Below are 20,435 nucleotides of genomic sequence, written 5' to 3'. Positions count from 1 at the left end.
AGCATGCAAGTATTTGATGACAACGCCAGCAGCATTGGACGCACACCGTTGGTGCGCCTGAACCGCATAACCAGCTCCAACGTGCTGGTGAAAATGGAAAGTCGTAACCCGTCTAATAGCGTCAAGTGCCGCATCGGTGCGAGTATGATTTGGGCGGCGGAAGAAGCGGGCCTGTTAACAGCAGGCAAAAAAATCATCGAAGCGACCTCAGGTAACACAGGGATTGCGCTGGCATTTGTAGCCGCTGCGCGCGGCTACCCGTTGGTGTTAACGATGCCTGCGTCAATGAGCCTTGAGCGACGTAAACTGTTGAAAGCACTGGGTGCCACCCTGATTCTGACCCCACCCGAACTGGGCATGAAAGGGGCGGTCGCCGAAGCGGAACGACTGGAACAGGCAGAGCCAGAGACCTACGTCCAACTGAAGCAATTTGAGAACCCGGCGAACCCTGCCATCCATTTTCAGACCACCGCGCCCGAAATCGAAGAGGCACTGGGTGGAGCACCGGACATTTTTGTGGCTGGTGTTGGGACCGGTGGCACTATTAGCGGCGTGGCTCGTTACTTTAAAGACAAAGGCTGCGCTATGCAGGCGGTTGCGGTTGAGCCGGAAGATTCGCCGATTATTGGACAGGCGCTGAAGGGGGAAGAACTCACCCCTGCCCCCCACAAAATACAGGGCATTGGGGCTGGCTTTATACCAGCGAACTTAGATCTGGCCTTAGTTGATGGTGTTGAGCGGGTCAGTAACGACGAGGCGATGGCAATGGCGCACCGGTTGATGCGCGAAGAAGGTATTCTTGCGGGCATTTCGTCCGGCGCTGCGGTGGTTGCGGCCGTACGTCTGGCTGAGCAGGCAGAGAATGATGGAAAAAGCATTGTGGTCATATTACCAAGTTCGGCAGAACGTTATTTAAGCACGCCGCTGTTCAAAGATGTATTTACCAGCCAGGAGCTTGAACCCTAAATGAGACGCTTCAGCCTATGGCTGACCGTTCTACTGACGCTGGTGAGCGTTAGTGCGGTGGCTGATACTGATGAAACAACGAATGCGGCGTTAGCTGCTGCGCTGCAGGAACGGGCAGAACGGCTTAGTATTGGCCAGGCCGAGGTGATTATCTTTGATGGTCAGGGTGCTCGCTGGCGCCACTCTGTGGGGCAAAGTGATGAGAACCGCCTGTATTTTGTTGGCCAGGTGACTGAAACACTGACCGCGTTGGCGGTGATGCGACTGGTCGAACAGGGGCAATGGAGCCTGTTTGACCGGATCGATCAGCGTTTGCCTGAACTGGCGGTCGAGAACCCATATCAGGAGCAGGCACCTGTTTTGATTATTCATTTGCTGGAGCATTCCAGCGGGTTTGATCAGCGCCGGTTTAAAAGTCATCTGCAAAGCGGTACAGAACAACCGCCATTGATGCAGCGCCTGGCGCAGGAACAAGCTGCGTTAAAGGTGCGCTGGGCACCAGGTTCCGCCAGTAGTCCCAGCACCCTTAATTATGCAGTGTTGGCTGCGATGCTGGAGCGCCACTACGATCTGTCGTGGTGGGAGGTCATCGAGACTGAGGTGTTGCAACCGCTTGGGATTGAAAGTGCTCAGCCAGGTTCCGGCGCAGGCGACGTTCGCCCAGGGTCACATGGTTTACCGGCAGAAGAAGTGCCCTTTGTAGCTCGCTATTTCGCTGAAGCGGACGGGCTGTGGCTGCGCAGTGATGATCTTGTCACACTCGGACGATTCTTCTTAAGCCGCGGTGCAAGCAGTGCGTCTGCGGTGTTGCGCGCTGACAGTATTATCGCCATGGAAAGCCCGCGCAGTACGGCTGCTGCAGACGCCGGGCTTGAATACGGCTACGCAGTCGGCCTCGACACACGAGCCAGATTTGGTCTCTGGCGCGGACGCCAAAGCAGTCTTGCCGGGTACAGCACGCAGTTTCGTTATAACCCGGAGCTTGACCTGGGCTATGTCATTGCGACCGATCATCAGAGCTTTCTGCCTGCCCTAGACGAACTGGTGTGGCAGCATTTGCTGGTTGAGCAACAGGGCGTGGTTAATGTACCGGGCGGCGTCAGTGTGGAGCAGCGCTGGCAGGGGTGGTATCGGTTAGAGAATCCGGAACATGCCATTCTGGCGCCTTTGCACTCTATTTTTGACCTTGCCTATGTCAGTCGGGATGGCGCCAACCTTACATTGAAACCCTGGGTGTCGGCTACGGTGCCGCTGCGCTCCGTTGATGGTAGTCGTCTGGCGCACCGTGGAGATGGCAGTGAAGTTGGGGTGCTTTTCAGTGACGAATACGGCACTCAACGGATCCAAATCCATACTGAGGTGCGTCAGCGAACCCCGGTGGTCAATGCGTTAGCGCCGCCGTTGTTGGTCATACTGGGTTTGCTGGTGCTGTTAAGCCACCCATTTGCCCGTCGCAATAGCCTGCGCTACCCAACCTCCCGGCATCTCACTACGGCAGCGGCGTGGTGTCTGCTGTTGGCTGCATTTGTTGCCGGCAGTCTGAGTCTGGAGCAGGCAAGCACCGACAACTGGCGTAGTGTGTTGCTGTTTATATTCACGTTCTTATTTCCATTGTTCGCCCTGGCGGGTCTGCTAAGTAGCCTGTTTTACTGGCGCCGTGAGCCGGACCTCCGGGCGAAATGGAGAAATCTTCTTGGTGCAGTCATCGCGGTCGCGTTTGCTGTCTGGTTTATAACCTCAGGATGGTTCGCACTTCGAACCTGGGCCTGGTAGCAGGTAGGCAAAGATGCAAAGGCAAGACTTACAAAACTGGCAGCAGAGTTTTCTGACCCTGCGCTCAAACAAGATGTTTGAAACCGTGGTGATTTCCATCATCGTGATATCGGCGCTGATGGTCGGAGCGAAAACTTATGAGGAGACCAGTCGCTATACGCCGATTCTGAATATTCTTGACTGGGCGGTGACCCTGTTTTTCCTGGTCGAAATCATTATTCGTATGCTCAGCGAACCGCGTTTGCGCAGCTTCTTCCGGTCGGGCTGGAATATTTTTGATTTCGTGATCGTGGTTGCCAGTTTGATCCCGGTTGAGAACAGCGAAACCGTGCTCATTGCCCGCCTGCTTCGTGTTTTCCGGGTGATGCGGTTGGTGTCGATGGTACCGGAACTGCGGATGCTGATGAACGCCTTGCTAAAAGCCCTGCCAAGAATGGGGTATGTGGCCCTGTTTATGTTTATTATTTTCTACATTTACGGGGCCGTCGGTAGTTTTCTGTTTCATGACATCAACCCATTCTACTGGGAAAACATTGCAATTTCGGTGCTTACCTTATTTCGTATTGCGACCTTCGAAAGCTGGACCGCGATCATGTACGAGACGATGGAGGTTCACCCATGGTCCTGGATTTACTATGTCTCCTTTATCTTTCTCAGTGCTTTTATTTTCCTCAATATGATGATTGGTATCGTGCTGGAAACGATGCAAAAGGAAAGTGCTGCGCATGACATTGAGCAGGGTGAAGGCGAAGCGGCGGACATCAAAGCGTTACGCCAGGGCGTCGATGATATGCAAACCCAGTTGCAGCGTATGGAGCGGATGCTGACCAGACAGCAGACGCCTTCTGACAGCAAATAGCGCCGTTTGCGCTATACTGAAGCCAGTTCAGTGAACCGTCACTTAAGGTAAATAATAATGTTGAAACAGACCCTTAGAACAGTATTTACATATTTCGGCGGGGCCTGCCTGTTGGTAGTGGCGGCACATGCCGATGCTCAGAATATCGTGTTTACGAACGTCCATGTGGTACCTATGGATGAGGAACAGGTATTAAGGGATCATGCGGTTGTTATTAGCGACGACAGGATTACCGCTGTGCTGCCAATGGACGACTTTCAGCCGCTGCACGATGCAACTCTTATCGATGGAGAGGGGCGCTACCTGCTGCCGGGTTTAAGTGAAATGCATGGTCATGTGCCGCCTCGGGAGAGTGAGCAATTTCCTCAGCGTTATCTTGACGATACGCTATTCCTGTACCTCGCTGGTGGGGTCACCACAGTCCGCGGCATGCTCGGACATGATGATCAGTTGCAACTAAAAGACGAGGTGGCAAACGGCACCCGTTTAGGACCGACCTTATATCTCGCGGGGCCAAGTTTTAACGGAAACTCGGTGCAGTCGCCTGAACAGGCGCGGCAAATGGTGCAGCAGCATAGTGAGGCAGGGTGGGATTTACTGAAAGTGCATCCCGGCCTGGAACTGGAAGAATTTACCGCGCTTGCTGAAGAAGCAGCTCGACAGGGGATGCCGTTTGCTGGTCATATTCCTCAGTCAGTGCCGCTGGATCGAGCCATGGAGCTGGGCATCCGCACCATCGACCATTTGGATGGCTATCTCGAATTTATTGATGCACTTGACCGGGTAGCGAGCGACGAAGAACTGCGCTCGCTTGCCGAACTTACTAAGCAGAGCGGTGTCGGGGTGGTGCCGACGCAGGCATTGTGGGCAACCCTGATTGGCGCCGCCGATACTGAACAATTGAGCCAGTATGACGAAGTTCGCTACATGCCTCAGTCGGTTGTAAACGGGTGGCAACGGTATCTGGATAATGCTGCTGAATCGCGGTATTACAGCGGAGAAAATGCAGTTGTTCACCAGCAAAACCGACAACGATTATTACAAATTCTGCATCAGGAAGGGGTCGAAATTCTGATGGGGACAGATGCGCCACAGGTATACAGTGTGCCGGGGCTCGGGCTTAAGCATGAGCTGGCGATGATGGAAGCGGCAGGGCTGACACCCTATGAGGTGCTGCGTACCGGCACAGTCGCGGTCGGGCAGTATTTTCAGGACAAGGATACCTTTGGTCAGATCCGGCCTGGCCACCGGGCCGATTTGCTGCTGCTAGCGGATAATCCGTTACTGGATCTATCTACACTCAGTCACCCTGAAGGCGTCCTTGTGCGAGGCCATTGGCTAAACCGGGACGAGCTTGATCAGGGATTAGCAGAGATTGAGGCCGCTTATCAAGGCGACTAACTCCGTTCTGTATTCGCTGGTTACGAGCCTGACCCTGGTATTATCCGCCTGCTCCCAGTCAGATGTCAGTCTTGAAGACCACAGCGAGCGGAATGCCCACATCCACCGTACTCATGCGGTGGTAACCTCAAACAAGCACGCCAGTGAGATTGGCCGCGAGATTCTGCGTGCCGGCGGTAATGCGATGGATGCAGCGGTCGCCAGCCAGATTGCACTGACCTTTGTTGAACCCCATGAAACCGGCCTCGGCGGCGGTGGTTTTATGCTTTATTTTGATGCTGAAAGCGGCGAGCAGTTTATGTATGACGGCCGTGAAATCGCTCCGGCTACTGCCGAAGAAGACTGGTTTCAATGGTGGGGTTGGCCGCTGCACCATTATCTGGCGGTTACCCGGGGGCGCTCGGTCGGAGTACCGGGCATGCTGGCGATGTTACACAAGGCGCACCAGGACCATGGGCAGCTCGAGTGGAACGAGCTTTTTACCGCCACTATTGAGTTGGCTGATGCAGGTATCCCGATGCCACCGCGACTGCAGCGGCAGATGGCGGCGGACAGAACCCTGGGTTGGTTTGGGGATGTAAAAGACATGTTTGAAACCTCGCTGGGCAGCGACGAACCCCGATTGCGTAACCCGGAGCTTGCCGCCACCTTAAGTCGCCTCGCCGCAGAGGGGCCTGATGCATTTTACCTCGGTAGTATTGGCGATGCGTACCGCGCCCGCGCCGCTCAGCGCTGGCCGATGCGAGGTGAGTTGACGGCGGAAGACTTCGCCTCGTATGAAGCGGTTTTACGCGACCCGTTATGTGGAGAGTATCGGGGCTGGCGCATCTGCAGTGCTGCGGCGCCATCGTCCGGTAGTATTACCATGCTGCAGATTCTGGGCATGCTGGAGCCTCACGATGTGGGGTCGATGCAGCCGGACAGCCCTGAGTTTATTCATTTATATGCGGAAGCAAGTCGGCTGGCATTTGCTGACCGTCAGTACTATATCGGTGATCCGGCATTTGCGACGGTGGACGGCGAAGCATTGGTTAACCCTGACTATCTGGCGCAGCGTTCGCGCCTGATCCGATCCGGTCGCGCGGCCCGGCAGGCCAACCCCGGTGAACCTTATGGCCGGTTGGAGATTGATGATGCCGAACCAGTGCGCGAAGACGATGAATACGGTACCTCGCATTTAAGTGTGGTCGACAGCAAGGGCAATGCAGTGGCGCTAACCGGGTCTATCGAGGCGCCTTTTGGCAGCCGCATGGTAGCCGCTGGCTTAATGCTGAATAACCAACTGACTGACTTTGCCTTTGAACCGACCTTAAGTGACCGCCTGTCACCAAACCGGGTTGAGCCGGGTAAACGACCGCGCAGCTCGATGGCTCCAACTTTTATTTTTAACGCGGAAGGTGAACTGACGTACATCCTAGGTTCTCGTGGAGGCAGCCGGATTATCGGCTATGTCACCAAAACCGTGATAGGTATTATTGACTGGCAGTTGAGCCTGCAGCGTTCGATTGACCTGCCCAATCTGCTGCACCGCGGCGAACGGCTTGAAGTAGAGCGAGGCACGAATCTGCAAGACAGAGTCGAGGCACTTGAAGCGCTCGGGCATGAGGTCGACCTGGAAACGCTCGACAGCGGCGTGCATGGTATCGAACGGGTCGACGACGGCTGGCGCGGAGCGGCGGATAAGCGGATGGAAGGGGCTGTCTACGGCGACTAGCCATACACAGCCGCAGAGTGCTACTCGGGCTGCTCTTTAACCTTCTTTTTCGCCGCGTTACTAACCGTGGAACCGCTGATGATGGCGTTGCGGATTTCATCCATCTGGTCGAGTTGCCCGGTTGGCTGGGGAACCATAATAACGGTCCCTTCTTTGCCGATTGACTCCAGTGCATCGACGTAGTTGGTAAAGGTCAGCAAATAGACCACATGTTCAGCGCCGATGCCGTTCTTTTCGTCGACGACCATGTCAATCGATTCGCGCAGTCCTTCGGCGATGGCTTTGCGTTGACCGGCAATACCCTCACCAGCAAGGATCTTCGACTCCCGGTCCGCTTCCGCTTTCTTGACGATTTTGATCCGCTCGGCTTCGGCTTCATGCTCCGCCGCGCGGCGTTCGCGTTGCGCCGCATTGATACGGTTCATAGAGCGTTTAACGTCTTCATTCGGGTCGATGTCAGTGACCAGGGTATTACGAATACGGAAACCGAACTCTTCCATCGCCTGTTGCAGCTGGTCCATCACAACATTAGAGATCTCATCTTTGTTATCAAAGACATTGTCCAGAGTCTGGCGCGGGATTTGAGCACGGACGACATCATAAACGTAGGAGGTAATCTGCTCTTCCGGATCGTCTAACTGATAGAAAGCATTGTAAGCCGCTTCGGCGGACTCAACAAAATACTGCACACTGACCCGGGCAATAACAAAGACATTGTCGGATGTTTTTGTTTCAATGCTGACATTCAGTTGTTGCACACGTAACGACTGCTTGTGCGAGATTTTTTCCACGAACGGAATAATGAAGTTAAGGCCGGGTTCGAGGGTGCGGGTGTATTTACCGAAGCGTTCCACCAGAGCGACGTGCCGGTGCGGAATTAAACGAACCGACATCGCAAGAATAACAAGTACGGCAAGTGCAATAATTGCGTACTCAAAAGGTAAATTTTGCATAAAGCCTCCAGCTGTTTTGCGGACCAAATCATATTGTACATAGCTTGTTACGATTTAGATTAGCATTCTATGTCGGTTACGATAGGTTTAATGCAGTCGAACGGGCGATTGATTAACGAGTGATAAGGAGTCAGCGTTGAGCAGGTTTAAACGAATTAAAGCAGATAAAAAGCAGTTGATAGCGCTGGCGCTGGTTATCGTGCTGATTGTCTGGTTGATATCAGGAACTTTGCGCAGTGCCCGTGACGAGGCTCCGCAACCTGATGAGGAGCAAGCCAGTGAGGAAGTGACCCGGGTCCAGGCACAGTGGTTCACGGCCGAGAGTTATCAGCCGCAGCTACCGGTTCAAGGACAGCTCGAACCCTGGCAACAGGTTTCGCTGCGGGCTCGCGTCGCTGGCGAAGTACTCAGTTTGCAGCAGGCCGAAGGCAGCGAAGTTGAAGCGGGTGAGGTGCTACTGCGAATCGAAGCCGAGGATAAAACGGCCAGGCTTGAGCAATTGCTGGCTGATCAGGAGGTTGCCGCTGCTGAATTGGCTGCTGCTCAACGGCTGCAACAGGATAACCTGATTGCACAAACCGAACGCTTGCGCTTAAGTGCGGAGCTGGCGCGAGTCGAGGCCGAATTGAAGACGGCGCAGCTGCAGTTGGAATACACCGAGCCGAAAGCGCCCTTTAACGGAATCTTCGACCGCCGCCTAATTGACCCGGGCGAGTATGTGAGTGTTGGCCAGGAGCTGTTAATTTTTGCTGATATTAGTCAGCTAAGAGTCAGCGCCAGTATCCCTCAACAACGCATTAATGAAGTCCACTCCGGTCAGCAGGTTCAGGTCGAGCTACTTGATGGCACCCGACTCCAGGGCGAAGTGATTCATACCAGCCATATTGCGGACCCGCAAACGAGAAGTTTTCATATCGAAGTTAAAGTAGCCAACGACGCAAAAGCTGCAGCAGCAGGAGCGAGTGCTAACTTGCGGATTGCCCTGGATGCGACCGACGCGCATCAAATTCCTCCATCGCTGTTGCGCCTGGATGGCGACGGACGGACCACAGTGCGCTTGCTCGACGACCAGCACCAGGTTGCTGAGCGCAGCGTGGAAATACTGAGCATGGGACGAGAGTCATTGTGGGTTAAGGGGTTACCGGCCAGGGCGTTACTTATTACCCAGGGTGCCGGGTTCGTTGGTCCAGGGGATAAGGTCGACGCACAGATAGTCGATAACGAGTAGTGGAGGCGGAGCATTGGAATTACTAATACGAGCCGCCCAGCAACGTAGCAGAGCAACCATTCTGCTGTTCGTTATCCTGCTGGCTGGCGGTTTATTTGCGTACCAGACTATCCCCAAGGAAGCGAATCCGGACGTGCCTATCCCGATTATATACGTCTCCATGGTGTATGAGGGGGTCAGCCCTGAAGATGCAGAACGTTTGATGGTGCGGCCGATGGAGCAGGAGCTTCGCTCGATAGAAGGCTTGCGGGAAATGACCGCCATCGCCGGCGAAGGGCATGCCTCGGTAACGCTCGAGTTTGATGCCGGGTTTGATTCCCGCGCGGCACTGCAGGACGTTCGCGAGAAGGTCGACCGTGCCCGCGCATACATTCCCCAGGAAGCTGAAGAGCCCAGTGTACATGAAGTGAATGTGGCGTTGTTCCCGGTGCTGTCGGTTGGTTTATCCGGCCCGATCTCCGAAGAGGAGCTGATCCGCACTGCGCGACTGCTTAAAGAAGAGATAGAAGGGCTTACCGAAGTTCTCGAGGTGACCATAGGTGGTGACCGCGAAGATCTGCTGGAAATCATCGTCGACCCGCAGGTGCTCGCCAGTTACAACATTGTGTACAGCGAATTACTCAGTCTTGTTTCGAACAACAACCAGTTGGTCGCCGCAGGGCGCCTGGACATGCAAAGCGGTAGCTTTTCAATCAAAGTGCCCAGTGTAATTGGAAGCGTAGAAGATGTGCTTTCAGTGCCAGTCAAGGTCGATGGCGATAATGTGGTTACGTTTGGCGACGTGGCCCGGCTGCGACGCACCTTTTTTGATCCGGAAGGCTTTGCCCGTATTAACGGCCAGCCCGCGGTGGTGCTGGAGATCTCAAAACGAACGGGTTCCAATGTCATCGATACGGTGCGCAATGTACAACAGCTGCTTGAGGATGCCGGTGAGGTGATGCCGGAAGACTTGCAGGTTGATTATATTCTTGACCAGTCGAGCGAAGTCGAGCAGATGCTATCAGAGCTGCTTAACAATGTGATGACAGCGGTTATTCTGGTTCTGATCATTATCATCGCGACCATGGGCGTGCGCTCCGCGTTGATGGTAGGCCTTACCATCCCCGGTGCATTTCTGGCCACCATTCTGGTGCTCTTAACCATCGGCTATACGATGAACATTATTGTTCTGTTTGCGCTTATTCTGGTCGCCGGGATGTTAGTGGATGGCGCCGTGGTCGTCTGTGAACTGGCTGACCGTAACCGGCAGCAGGGGGATGACCCTTACGACGCCTGGGCAAAGGCAGCGACCCGCATGGCCTGGCCAATCATTGCGTCGACCGCAACGACGCTGGCAGTGTTCGTGCCCTTGCTTTTCTGGCCTGGGGTAGTCGGTGAGTTTATGAAGTATCTTCCGGCGACGGTAATTATTGCGCTAAGCGCCTCGTTGGTAATGGCACTTATATTTCTACCCACTCTGGGCGCCATTTCAGGGGTTTCCCAGGCCCGGCAAGAGACTGTGGAAGGGCGTTTCACTCACTGGTATAAGTCGTCTCTGACCCGCGCCGTGACACGGCCGTGGTGGGCGCTGGGCGGAGTGCTGCTGGTTATTGCTGCAATATACATACTGTACGGAAAATTTAATCATGGTGTCGAATTCTTTCCTGCGGTTGAACCAGAATCCGCTCAGGTTGTAGTGCGCGCACGCGGGGACTACTCAGTCTATGAAAAAGACGACATGGTGCGTCAGGTCGAACAGCGCCTTGCAGACATGACCGAAGTGCGGGCGCTCTATGCACGCTCGATAGCGGCACCAGACTGGAATGCCGGTGTCGACACCATAGGGATTTTGCAGTTTCAGTTCATCGACTGGCACCAACGCCGGCCTGCGCGGGAAATACTCGCGGAAATGCAACGACGCACCGCTGATATCCCCGGACTGGTGCTCGAGTTTCGGGAGCAAGAGCAGGGCCCTGGGGAAGGGAAACCCTTTCAGCTGACGGTGAGTGCGATTGAGCCGGAGATGATCAATGAGCAGGTCACTCGTATCCGCGCGGCGATGGATGAGATCGGGGGCTTTACGGATGTGGCCGATGATCGCAGCCTGCCGGGCATCGAATGGCGAATTCAGGTGGACCGTGAAGAAGCCGCCCGGCTTGGTACTGACGTGCTGACAGTGGGCAACGCGGTGCAATTAGTGACCAATGGTATTTTATTGGCGCGTTACCGTCCCAGTGATGCGATTGATGAAGTAGACATCCGTCTGCGCTTCCCTGAGAGCTGGCGTCATATCGATCAGCTACGACAGCTCACGGTGCAGTCATCACGCGGGCAGATCCCGATCGCCAATATGGTCGAGCTTGAAGCGGCGCCTAAAGTAGGAACACTGCGACGGATGGACGGGCGGCGCGCGGTGACCATAGAAGCGGATCTGGAAGCGGGGTATCAACTGGATGAGCGCCTGCAGAGTCTACAGCAGGAAGTCCTCAATGAGTTGCCGGATGGCGTATTTATCTCTATCGGCGGTGAAGGCGAAGACCAGCAGGAGGCGGCGCAGTTTTTGATGATGGCGTTCCTGGTGGCTATCTTCCTGATGACCCTGATCCTGGTGTTGCAGTTTAACAGCCTGTACCAGACCTTCATTGTGCTGTCGGCCATTTTACTGTCAACAGCCGGTATTCTCGGTGGGTTACTGCTGAACGGACAATCGTTCGGCATCGTGATGGTTGGCATGGGCATTATTGCGCTGGCCGGGATTGTGGTGAATAACAATATTGTATTGATTGACACCTACAACGAATTTCGTGGACAGGGCAAAAGTGCGGTCGAGGCGGCGATTGAAACCGGCACGCTGCGTCTGCGGCCGGTATTGTTGACCGCCATCACCACGATCCTGGGGCTGATGCCGATGGTGCTCGGGGTCAACGTCAACCTGATGGAACCAAGTCTTGGCATCGACGCGCCGTCTACGCAGTGGTGGACTCAGCTCTCCAGTGCCATTGCTGGTGGTTTGGCATTCGCCACGGTGCTGACCTTACTGTTAACCCCTGTGCTACTGGTTTTGGGCGCTCGCTTTAAAGAGCGGATTCGACACTAAGACTAGCGGATATAGGTTTTACTAATGTGACGAAATTCGTCAGTAGCGCTTTGCTGAAGCCACTCAAAGGCCACCATCTCGCTACTGACGACAACGCAGCCAGCATCCCGCATGCGCTGTAGGGCCAGTTCTTTATTGGTGGAGTCGCGCGAACCGACTGCGTCTGCCACCACAAAGATCTGAAAACCGGCAGCCTGCATGTCGAGGGCCGTCTGTAATACGCAGACATGGGTCTCGGTGCCGGTCAGAATAACCTGTGGCCGCTTTAACGCTTTCAGACAGGTAGCAATATCGTCTTCGGCGAAGGCACTGAAATGGGTTTTTTCCATTACTTCAGCCGCTTTCACCAGCTCCGTCAGTTCGCTCACCGTGTGGCCAAGCCCTTGCGGATATTGCTCAGTGACAATCGCGGGCACGTCCAACTCAGCAGCGACCTGCAGCAACCAGCTATTGCGCTCTACAATTGCCTGACTGTCGGCAATGGCAGGCGCCAGGCGTTGCTGGATATCAATTAGCAATAAAAAACTGCTGTGACGATTGAGTAATGCGGCATGTTTCATGGCGCCTCCGGCGTTGTCTCGCGGCTGAAATGAACGTCGCGATAGTAATTAGTCGGGTAGAGTCCTACCTGCGTCAGCACAGGACGCAGGGTGAAACGTACATTCAGACCTTCGACCCTGCCTTGAGCGTCCATACTAAAATAGACGAACTTCTCGCGTTGTGCGCGGTTGTGGTAACTGGCCCGCCAGGTATTGTGATGCCAGTGTTCAAGATCGAGCAGACTCTGCCCATCATTCCACAGGTGCAGCGACAGGCCGCCGTTGTCATTGACATAGACTTCAACCTCGCCGTAGAGGTCATCAACATAGCGGCCAGCCATTTGGGTCAGGGTGAAACTTGGCTGCGTGCCCGTCTGGCGCGTCGCTTCTATGCGCTCGCGCTCTTCCATGGCCTGTTCGAAGCGGGCCTGGTAGGCATCAAAGTACTCTCTTTGCCAGTCTTTGGCTGGCAACTCAGCGACCCGGTCAATGATTTCATTGACCACAGCGGGACGGTAGTTTTCAAAGGTATTGGTCATCACAACGATGCCGAGATCAAGCTCCGGAACCAGGGTTAAACTGGTATTGAAGCCGTCAGTAGCACCACCATGAGAGGATGTAGCGAGTCCGCGATAGCTGTCCAGCGTCCAGCCAAATCCGTAAGCTCGCACGGGCTCATTGCGGTCGCTTCGGGAAAGCGCGATCTGCGGATGATGCATCTGTTGCATCGTTTCTTCACTTATCAGCCGCTCCCCGGCATAGACCCCAGGTTCACCGAGCTGTAAACGGATCCACTGAGCCATGTCATGAGCGCTGGTATTGACTGACGCGGAAGGACCAACATTGTCGAAATTCCGTCGTTGAATAGGAACAATGTCGCCTTCAATATATTGATGTGGCCAGGCGATATTGTCATCGTCGGCGGTGAACTGGGTGATCGAGGTGTTGCTGCGCGCCATGTTCAGTGGCGCAAACAGTCGCTCGGCAATAAAATCATCCCAGGACATGCCCGACACGGCTGCGACAATCTCCCCTGCGGCTGAATACATAACGTTGCTGTACACATAACGGGAGCGGAACGGCGCTTCAGGCTCGAGGTGGCGCATTTGTCGGATCACGGTTTCGCGGCTGGCGGTTGGCATGTAGCGCAGCTGGTTACCAGTCATCCGGCCGACGCCGACCTGATGGCTTAACAAATCGCGGATGCGAACCTCATGGGTCACCCAGGGGTCACTTAACTGGAAGTAAGGTAAATGGTCAGTCACGCGGTCGTCCCAGTCGAGCTTGCCTTCATCGACCAGTATTCCGAGCGCTGCGGCGGTCATCGCTTTGGTGGTTGAAGCGACACCGAACAGGCTGTGCGGGTTGACCGCCTGTTGTTGGTCAAGACCGAGCACGCCAAAGCCTTTGGCGTAAATGATTTGGTCATTCTGGACGATGGCGACCGCCAGGCCGGGAACCTGCCACTGAACGCGACCACGTTCGATGTAGTCATCCAGACTGACCCTGCCATCCGGGTTAAGCTGAGCGGCCTGAGTTGCCACCGGCAGGCAAAGCACCGCTGCGGCACTGGCGGCAACGACAAGCTGGCGCATGGCAGAGTGAAAATTAGCGATGGAGAGGCGGGATGAACTTAACATGGGAGGCCTTTTAGTAACGATTAATAAAAAAACGTGGTCACGGAAGTACTTGCAACCGGCAAGCTGGCTGAAATAGTATCGAGCTTTTAACCACGAGGTACGCCGTGAAACTTGCGACCCTGGGGCCACCAGGCACTTACTCTGATGTGGTTGCGACTATGTATCAGCAGCAACCCGGCGTCGTCTTCGGTGCCCGGCTGGTCTACTACAGTCATCTGCAACGCTGCCTGCAGGCCCTGCCCGATGAAGCTGACTATGCAGTGGTACCGATAGAGAACATATCAGAAGGTTTCGTACCTGTCGTGCTGGATTATCTGGTCAGTGCCGATCTGCATATTGTCAGTGAGCACTACCAGTCGATTGAATTCAGTGCCTGCGGGGCGGTGACGGAACTTTCTGAGTGTAAGCGCTTGTATGTGCAGTTTGTTGCCAGCGGCCAATGTCGGGACTTTATCGATGCACTGGGTGATGTGGAGATCCTGACGACGCAAAGCAACAGCGAGTCACTGCTACTGGCGGCGGAATACGGTCAGGGGGCGATGGCCATTGTGCCGAACCATTTACTGGCCGACGCCGCGGCGGAAACGATGCCCTGGCGGCAGGCTAACGTACACGACTACAGTCACAATGCCACCCGGTTTTTGCTGCTGGCACCCGGGCCTGCTCAGGTTGAAGACGTTATTGAAGACGACGGCAGAGCCCGTAAAACGTCGCTGATGGTGATGAATGACAATGACCGGCCGGGTTTGCTTGAGCAAGTGCTGCACTGCTTTTCGACCCGGCGCCTGAACCTGTCATCAATTGTGTCGCGACCCACCGGCCAGGGGTTTGGCCAATACCATTTCTTTATGGACGTCGAAGCGAGTCTGAACAATATCGCTATGCAGGGCGCGCTGCGGGCATTGCAACAAATCACCCGGGTCAAAGTGCTCGGCTGCTATGGCTAGAGCTAAGGACCATATTAAAGGCGAATTCGATGGCCAAGTTCCAGCACGACGTCGCGCTCCCAGCGTGATTCCAGCTGCGCTTTCAGCTGCAACGCCTGCTCCGGCGACAAGGGTGCCGCCGCCAGCGTTTCAGCTCGAAGGACGATAGTATCCTGGCTCAGGCTGACATCGACATTGACCAGACGTACCTCAACATCAGATAACAGGAACACCCGTTGCGCCGTGTCACGCTCGAACTGCCAGTGCTGGTACATGCCGGCAAACGACAGCGACAGGGGAATGGTAATCAGCACAATTGACACCGCGGTTATTGCCAGACCCCGCTTGGCGCGCTGAACCGGGGCGAAGCCAAGGACCAGAAAGGTAATGACCGCGGCGCCTATCACGCCGACTAAGTTGGTAACAAACAGCAGGCCTGCCCCGTAGACCATGTCCCATCGCCACCAGCCGAGCCCGATGCCGACCACACAGAGAGGTGGCACCAGCGCCACGGCGATCGCCACGCCCGGCAGACTGCGCATCACCGAGCTGCGGGCATAGGCATAGGCGCCTGCGACACCACAGGCAATCGCGATGCCTAAATCGAGAATGGCAGGTTGCAGCCGGCCCTGGATCTCCGGGGTTATCTGCTCAATCGGAAACAGTCGGGCGATGATCGCGGCAGTTGCCAGTGATAAGCCAATCCCTATACCAATGGTTCGCGCCGACTGGGCAAATAAATTGCCTTCACCGCGCAGAATCGCCATCGCCGCGGAGACCAGCGGGGCCATTAATGGCGCCAGGATCATCGCCCCGATGATCACCGCCGCACTGTTCACGAACAGACCCATGGCGGCAACCATGGTACTGAGCATCATTAACGCCACGTAATCTGGGCTTGGGGTCGCATTCTCGCGCAGTTGGACAAAGGCTTCCTTAAAATCATCTTCCAGGGCATGGGTGAAAAACGGCAACCGACGGCTAATATTGGCAACCCGGGTTTCGTTCTGTGGCAGGTTCTCGATGCGCATGGTGTCTTTGTTGTCATCCCGGGCCACATGCATGTCGTGGTAGGCGTCACTCATATTGATGCGCGCGGCACGCGGGAACATGGTCAGCTCAATGGTACTCGCTTTGCGGGGGCGGCCATCGAGATAGAATTTCAGTGTCTGCGCGGACTCAATGGTCAGTGTATCGGCTTTGATATAACTGAGCGCGGCTGGCAGGCGTTGCAACGAGCGACGTTTACGGCTTAGGGTGGCAAAAATGAAGGCCAGGTACTGGACGATGGATTTAGGCGCAATAACAATGGCCGAGAAACGCGCATCCTGTGCCGAGAGGCTGGTATTGAGCAGACGTGCCGCACCACCTTGCAGATCGTTTTCAAACGCAATCAGCCCGGTGATAACAGTGCGGATTTTCTGTTTGCGTGTGGTAGAAAGAACCACCGGCACCGCTCTGATAGAAAACAACGTCTGGATACTGGACCAGAGCAATGCCAGCCAATAGAGTGAAAACCGCCAGGCGGACTGGTTTCGGCGCAGGTAAAGGCTGCTGCGTTGATTGAGGAATGGTGTTTCACCCAGGTTCATGGTCCCGAGCACAATTTCATCATTGCAACGCAGAATGTCGAGCGCTTCCGGGTCATTCTCAAAGGCCAGACGGATAGCGTCGCTGGTTTGTTTGGGTAGCTTAAACCACTGGCTCAGCATGAGCCCCTTTTCTAACGGGACTAAGCCTAACGAAAAGTTTAGTGTTTTAGCTAAGTCGATGAATTCACGAACATTCATGTCGGTGGCCAGGGCCACCACATGGTCAGCCTGGTCACTGTAATAACCGGGTCGCTGGAGAAAATCGTCGAGCTCAGCATCGATTAACTCGATTTGATGGGTCAGGGCAAAGCTATGGATGCTTTCCAGCAACGGAAACTGATCTTTGGGGTAAACGACCAGCGCTTTCTCGACATACCTGGTGTTATTTTTTTCCGTGGTCATCTGATGTCTCCGTTGGCGGGTAAATCTTTGCCTAAAATAGTCGGCGCTGCTGGAGTCCGTGGCTTAGAATAGGGTAGCCTTAACCACTTTGTGTTTGCTTCGCTCGCTTGCGGACTGTGTTGAATGTTACGAGGAGCCACCAATGAAGTCATCTTTATTTATTGCCAGTGTTGTTACCGGGACGATTCTTGTCAGCGCCTGTGCCACCACCCAAGGCCCCAAACCCGGCACCAGTATGCAGGTTCGGCTGATGCAGACCACGGATCTGCATGCCTATATGAAAGGCTATGATTACTTTGCTCAAAAGCCGACCAGCGACTACGGACTCGCTCACACGGCGGTTCTTATTGAGCAGGCGCGCAGTGAAAGCGCCAACTCGGTGCTGATTGATAACGGCGATGTGATTCAGGGCTCAGCGCTGGGCGATTATGTCGCTGGCGAAGGGGTTTCCTACTTAACGCAGCAGACTCACCCGGTGATTGCAGCGCTTAACACCCTGCAGTATGACGTCGCCAACCTGGGTAACCATGAATTCAACTTTGGCCTCGAATTTCTGCAAGCGACGCTTTCCCAGGCAGACTTTCCTTTTGTTAGTGCGAATACCTTTATAGCCCCGAGCGCAGAGAGCAGCGGCAAAAAGGACGTTCCTTTTGGCTCTGCCGAGCCGTTGGTCGAACCTTATGTCATTTTGCAGCGTGACTTTGTTGCCAGTGATGGTCGCACACATCAGCTGAATATCGGTGTGATTGGTTTTGTGCCTCCGCAGATCATGAACTGGGACGCCCATCATCTGGACGGTAAAATCCAGGTTCAGGATATGGTCAAAGCGGCCGAGCATTATATCCCGGTGATGCGAGAGCAGGGGGCCGACATTGTGGTTGCGGTTCCGCATTCGGGGTTGCAGAATTTTGACCATTATCCGCAATTTGCTGAGCAGGCCAGTCTGCAGCTGGCCAAAGTGGCGGGCATTGACGCCATTTTATTTGGCCATCAGCACCGCGTATTTCCGGGCGCAAGTGATTACGATGGTTTACCCGGCGTCGATAACGATGGCGGCTACATTCATGGGGTGCCTGCGGTGCAGCCGGGTTACTGGGGGAGCCACCTCGGACTGATAGATTTGCAGCTGCGTTACGATCAGGGCTGGCAGGTTGCGGGCAGTCAGGTGAGCCTGCGTGAAATCGACGAACGTACTCTTGCTCAGGTGGACGCCAGCGTGGCAAACGCCCACAGCGAGACACTGCAACGCTTAAATCAGCCCGTGGCATCGTTGCAAACCCCGTTACGGAATCATTTTGCAATGGTGGCACCGGAGCTGACGGTGCAGTTGATCAATGAAGCGCAACAGACGCATGGCGAAACACTGCAACAACAGGGCATTTTACCCACAGACTTACCGGTTTTAAGTGCTGCCGCACCCTTTCGAAACGGCAGTCAGGGGGCTTCTGATTACACCAGTATTGCAGCCGGCGAGCTTACGTTGGGCAACCTGAGTGACCTGTATGTTTACCCCAATACCTTACAGGTAGTGCGGGTGAATGGCGCGCAGTTGCGCGACTGGCTGGAGATGAGCGCGCGGGCCTATGAACAGATTAGTATGCAACCGGAGAGCAATGAATGGCTGCTGCGAGAGGATGTCGCGAGCTACAATTTTGACATTATTCGCGGTGTTACGTACGAAATTCAGCCGCACCACCCAGCCCGTTTTGATGCCGACGGTGAGCTAATCCATTCACGTCATCACCGGGTTTACAATTTGCGGTATCAGGGGCAGCTGATTTCGCGGGACGACGAATTTTTAGTCGTCACCAATAACTACCGGGCCTCAGGGGGCGGTAACTTTCCTCATCTGGATGGCAGTTTAACGGTGTACCAGAGCGCCGAGCAGACTCGTCAGCTGGTAGCAGACTACTTGCGTCAACAGGCAGCAATGAATGAGGGAGTTCTGGCCCCTGAACTGGATATACACTGGCACCTGGCGTTGCCTCGTGGTGCACGCGCCCTGATGCAGTCGGCGGGAAGTGCAGCGGCGCGGGAAGAGGCCGCTCAATTGCGTGATATTGAGTATTTGCCAGACTACGATGACCATGAATTCGACGAAGGCTTTGCGGTCTATCGGGTACTCCCATAAGAGCCCGGCAGGAGCCTGAGAACCGCAGCTGCAAAGGCAGTGCGGGCGTACTTGCCGTCGCGCTATGCTCGGCGTATGCTAAAACAAAAAAGGAGCACCGCTATGAAAACCGTGACTGAGCAGCTCGCGAATTACGCTTGTTATCACCGCAATAGAAAGAACATCGCTACCCATCTTATCGGTATACCGCTTATCGTCGTGGCGTTACTGACCTTGCTTTCGCGGCCGTTACTATTTTCAGTAGCGGGGCTCGCAGTCACCCCGGCGTTGCTGGTTAGTATCGCCGCGGTTGTCTATTACGTTCGCCTGGACAGGGGGTTAGGGCTGCTGATGGCGGTGCTTCTGGCGCTGGCCTTATGGGCTGCGGCAGAATTTGCCGGGTTGACGACCGCTGCCTGGTTAAGTTGGGGCATTGGATTATTTATTGTGGGCTGGGTGTGGCAGTTCGTCGGCCATTACTTTGAAGGGCGCAAGCCAGCCTTTGTTGATGACATTATCGGACTGGCTATAGGTCCGTTGTTTGTGGTTGCGGAAGTGGTTTTCATGCTCGGTTTACGCCGCTCACTGCGACATGATGTCGAAGACCGGGTGGCCGTATTGATGACCGAGGTTGAACAGAATCCTGATCAAGCGGCATCTGCCAGCGACTGAAACTAAGCGCTGGCAGTGTCTCTGTGAGGGTACTGTCTAATCGTTTTCAGCGATGCGTTGGCGAACCACGCTTTCCAGGCTTGTCAGGCCATAGTCCTTACCACGTTCAATCGCGTCTTCCAGTTCCATATTGTCATGCCATACCGCGTGTAACGCGATCATGGCACCGACCCGGTTGGAACTGGCACAGTGCAAGAGTGCTGGTTCGTCACCGATGCGCTGTAAGATGGTATCGAGAACCTCCACATGCTCAGAATTTAAGTCTTCTCCGCTGGCAATAGGAATATGATAGTAGGCCATACCACTGGCAGACACCCAGGCTGCTTCGTTAATGTCGCTGGATTCCTCCGGTGGGCGCAAGTCGACCACATGACGTACTCCTAATTCAGCGAAGGCTTGCAGTTGTGACTCAGTGGGTTGTCCGGCGGTGTAATGCATGTCATTCGGACGGTGAATGTGAGAAACCTCCTGCACCGACGCCGGAATGCCTGAGGCCCAGGCTGGCATACTTACAAGTGCCGAAAACAAGAGTACTTTCAATATTTTAATCATCTTTACGTTTCTCCTTGGTGAGTCGCTACGTC

15 protein-coding genes are annotated in these 20,435 nt (G+C 54.8%); 10 read left to right on the top strand and 5 right to left on the bottom strand.

Features of this window, described 5'->3' with window-relative positions:
- Nucleotides 1–3: 3 nt before the first annotated feature.
- From cysK to ggt, 5 genes are read left to right on the top strand one after another with little or no spacing between them, the layout of a single operon-like run.
- Nucleotides 4–966, top strand: a complete 963-nt coding sequence (cysK, locus tag CWE12_RS06350) for a cysteine synthase A (protein WP_126788974.1) — start codon at nt 4–6, stop codon at nt 964–966.
- On the top strand, nt 967–2,739 hold the full coding sequence (locus tag CWE12_RS06345) for a serine hydrolase domain-containing protein (protein ID WP_126788833.1): 1,773 nt from the start codon (nt 967–969) through the stop codon (nt 2,737–2,739).
- A 13-nt stretch (nt 2,740–2,752) separates the two neighbouring features.
- Complete coding sequence (locus CWE12_RS06340; RefSeq protein ID WP_126788832.1) at nt 2,753–3,598, top strand: ion transporter; 846 nt, start codon at nt 2,753–2,755, stop codon at nt 3,596–3,598.
- A gap of 57 nt (nt 3,599–3,655) precedes the next feature.
- Complete coding sequence (locus tag CWE12_RS06335) at nt 3,656–4,999, top strand: amidohydrolase family protein (protein ID WP_126788831.1); 1,344 nt, start codon at nt 3,656–3,658, stop codon at nt 4,997–4,999.
- Nucleotides 4,974–6,713, top strand: coding sequence for a gamma-glutamyltransferase (gene ggt / locus CWE12_RS06330; protein ID WP_126788830.1), 1,740 nt, complete (start codon nt 4,974–4,976; stop codon nt 6,711–6,713). The genes CWE12_RS06335 and ggt overlap by 26 nt, the downstream gene beginning before the upstream one ends.
- 20 nt (nt 6,714–6,733) lie before the next feature.
- Here the strand turns inward: ggt and CWE12_RS06325 are convergent, their stop codons facing one another.
- Nucleotides 6,734–7,666 carry an SPFH domain-containing protein gene (locus CWE12_RS06325; protein ID WP_126788829.1) on the bottom strand — a complete coding sequence of 311 codons (933 nt, stop codon included), beginning with the start codon at nt 7,664–7,666 and terminating at the stop codon, nt 6,734–6,736.
- 136 nt (nt 7,667–7,802) lie between these two features.
- Between CWE12_RS06325 and CWE12_RS06320 the strand changes: the two genes are divergently transcribed.
- Both CWE12_RS06320 and CWE12_RS06315 read left to right on the top strand, forming a co-directional pair.
- Nucleotides 7,803–8,894: an efflux RND transporter periplasmic adaptor subunit gene (locus CWE12_RS06320; protein WP_126788828.1), complete on the top strand. Its 1,092-nt coding sequence runs from the start codon at nt 7,803–7,805 to the stop codon at nt 8,892–8,894.
- A gap of 13 nt (nt 8,895–8,907) precedes the next feature.
- The gene (locus CWE12_RS06315) at nt 8,908–11,970 is read left to right on the top strand and encodes an efflux RND transporter permease subunit (protein WP_126788827.1); all 3,063 of its coding nucleotides are present in this window, start codon (nt 8,908–8,910) and stop codon (nt 11,968–11,970) included.
- Between the two features lie 2 nt (nt 11,971–11,972).
- Here CWE12_RS06315 and CWE12_RS06310 read toward each other — a convergent pair whose 3' ends face one another.
- The gene (locus CWE12_RS06310; protein ID WP_126788826.1) at nt 11,973–12,530 is read right to left on the bottom strand and encodes a hydrolase; all 558 of its coding nucleotides are present in this window, start codon (nt 12,528–12,530) and stop codon (nt 11,973–11,975) included.
- On the bottom strand, nt 12,527–14,149 hold the full coding sequence (locus tag CWE12_RS06305; protein ID WP_126788825.1) for a serine hydrolase: 1,623 nt from the start codon (nt 14,147–14,149) through the stop codon (nt 12,527–12,529). The genes CWE12_RS06310 and CWE12_RS06305 overlap by 4 nt, the downstream gene beginning before the upstream one ends.
- Nucleotides 14,150–14,253: 104 nt before the next feature.
- On the opposite strand from CWE12_RS06305, the gene CWE12_RS06300 reads away from it, so the two are divergent.
- A complete protein-coding gene (locus tag CWE12_RS06300; protein ID WP_126788824.1) occupies nt 14,254–15,096 on the top strand; it encodes a prephenate dehydratase in 843 nt (280 codons plus the stop codon).
- Between the two features lie 14 nt (nt 15,097–15,110).
- Here the strand turns inward: CWE12_RS06300 and CWE12_RS06295 are convergent, their stop codons facing one another.
- On the bottom strand, nt 15,111–17,069 hold the full coding sequence (locus CWE12_RS06295) for a DUF389 domain-containing protein (protein WP_126788823.1): 1,959 nt from the start codon (nt 17,067–17,069) through the stop codon (nt 15,111–15,113).
- A gap of 142 nt (nt 17,070–17,211) precedes the next feature.
- On the opposite strand from CWE12_RS06295, the gene CWE12_RS06290 reads away from it, so the two are divergent.
- Both CWE12_RS06290 and CWE12_RS06285 read left to right on the top strand, forming a co-directional pair.
- Nucleotides 17,212–19,200, top strand: a complete 1,989-nt coding sequence (locus CWE12_RS06290; RefSeq protein ID WP_126788822.1) for a bifunctional 2',3'-cyclic-nucleotide 2'-phosphodiesterase/3'-nucleotidase — start codon at nt 17,212–17,214, stop codon at nt 19,198–19,200.
- Nucleotides 19,201–19,302: 102 nt separating this feature from the next.
- Entirely contained in the window at nt 19,303–19,851 is a 549-nt protein-coding gene (locus CWE12_RS06285) for an Mpo1 family 2-hydroxy fatty acid dioxygenase (protein WP_126788821.1), read from the top strand.
- Between the two features lie 36 nt (nt 19,852–19,887).
- Here the strand turns inward: CWE12_RS06285 and CWE12_RS06280 are convergent, their stop codons facing one another.
- Entirely contained in the window at nt 19,888–20,403 is a 516-nt protein-coding gene (locus CWE12_RS06280; RefSeq protein WP_126788820.1) for a protein tyrosine phosphatase family protein, read from the bottom strand.
- Nucleotides 20,404–20,435: the final 32 nt, after the last annotated feature.

The sequence above is a fragment of the Aliidiomarina sedimenti genome (assembly GCF_003986955.1).
Taxonomy (GTDB): Bacteria; Pseudomonadota; Gammaproteobacteria; order Enterobacterales; family Alteromonadaceae; genus Aliidiomarina; species Aliidiomarina sedimenti.
Note: the sequence above shows the minus strand (reverse complement) of the source record. Positions and strands in the feature narration are given on the sequence as shown.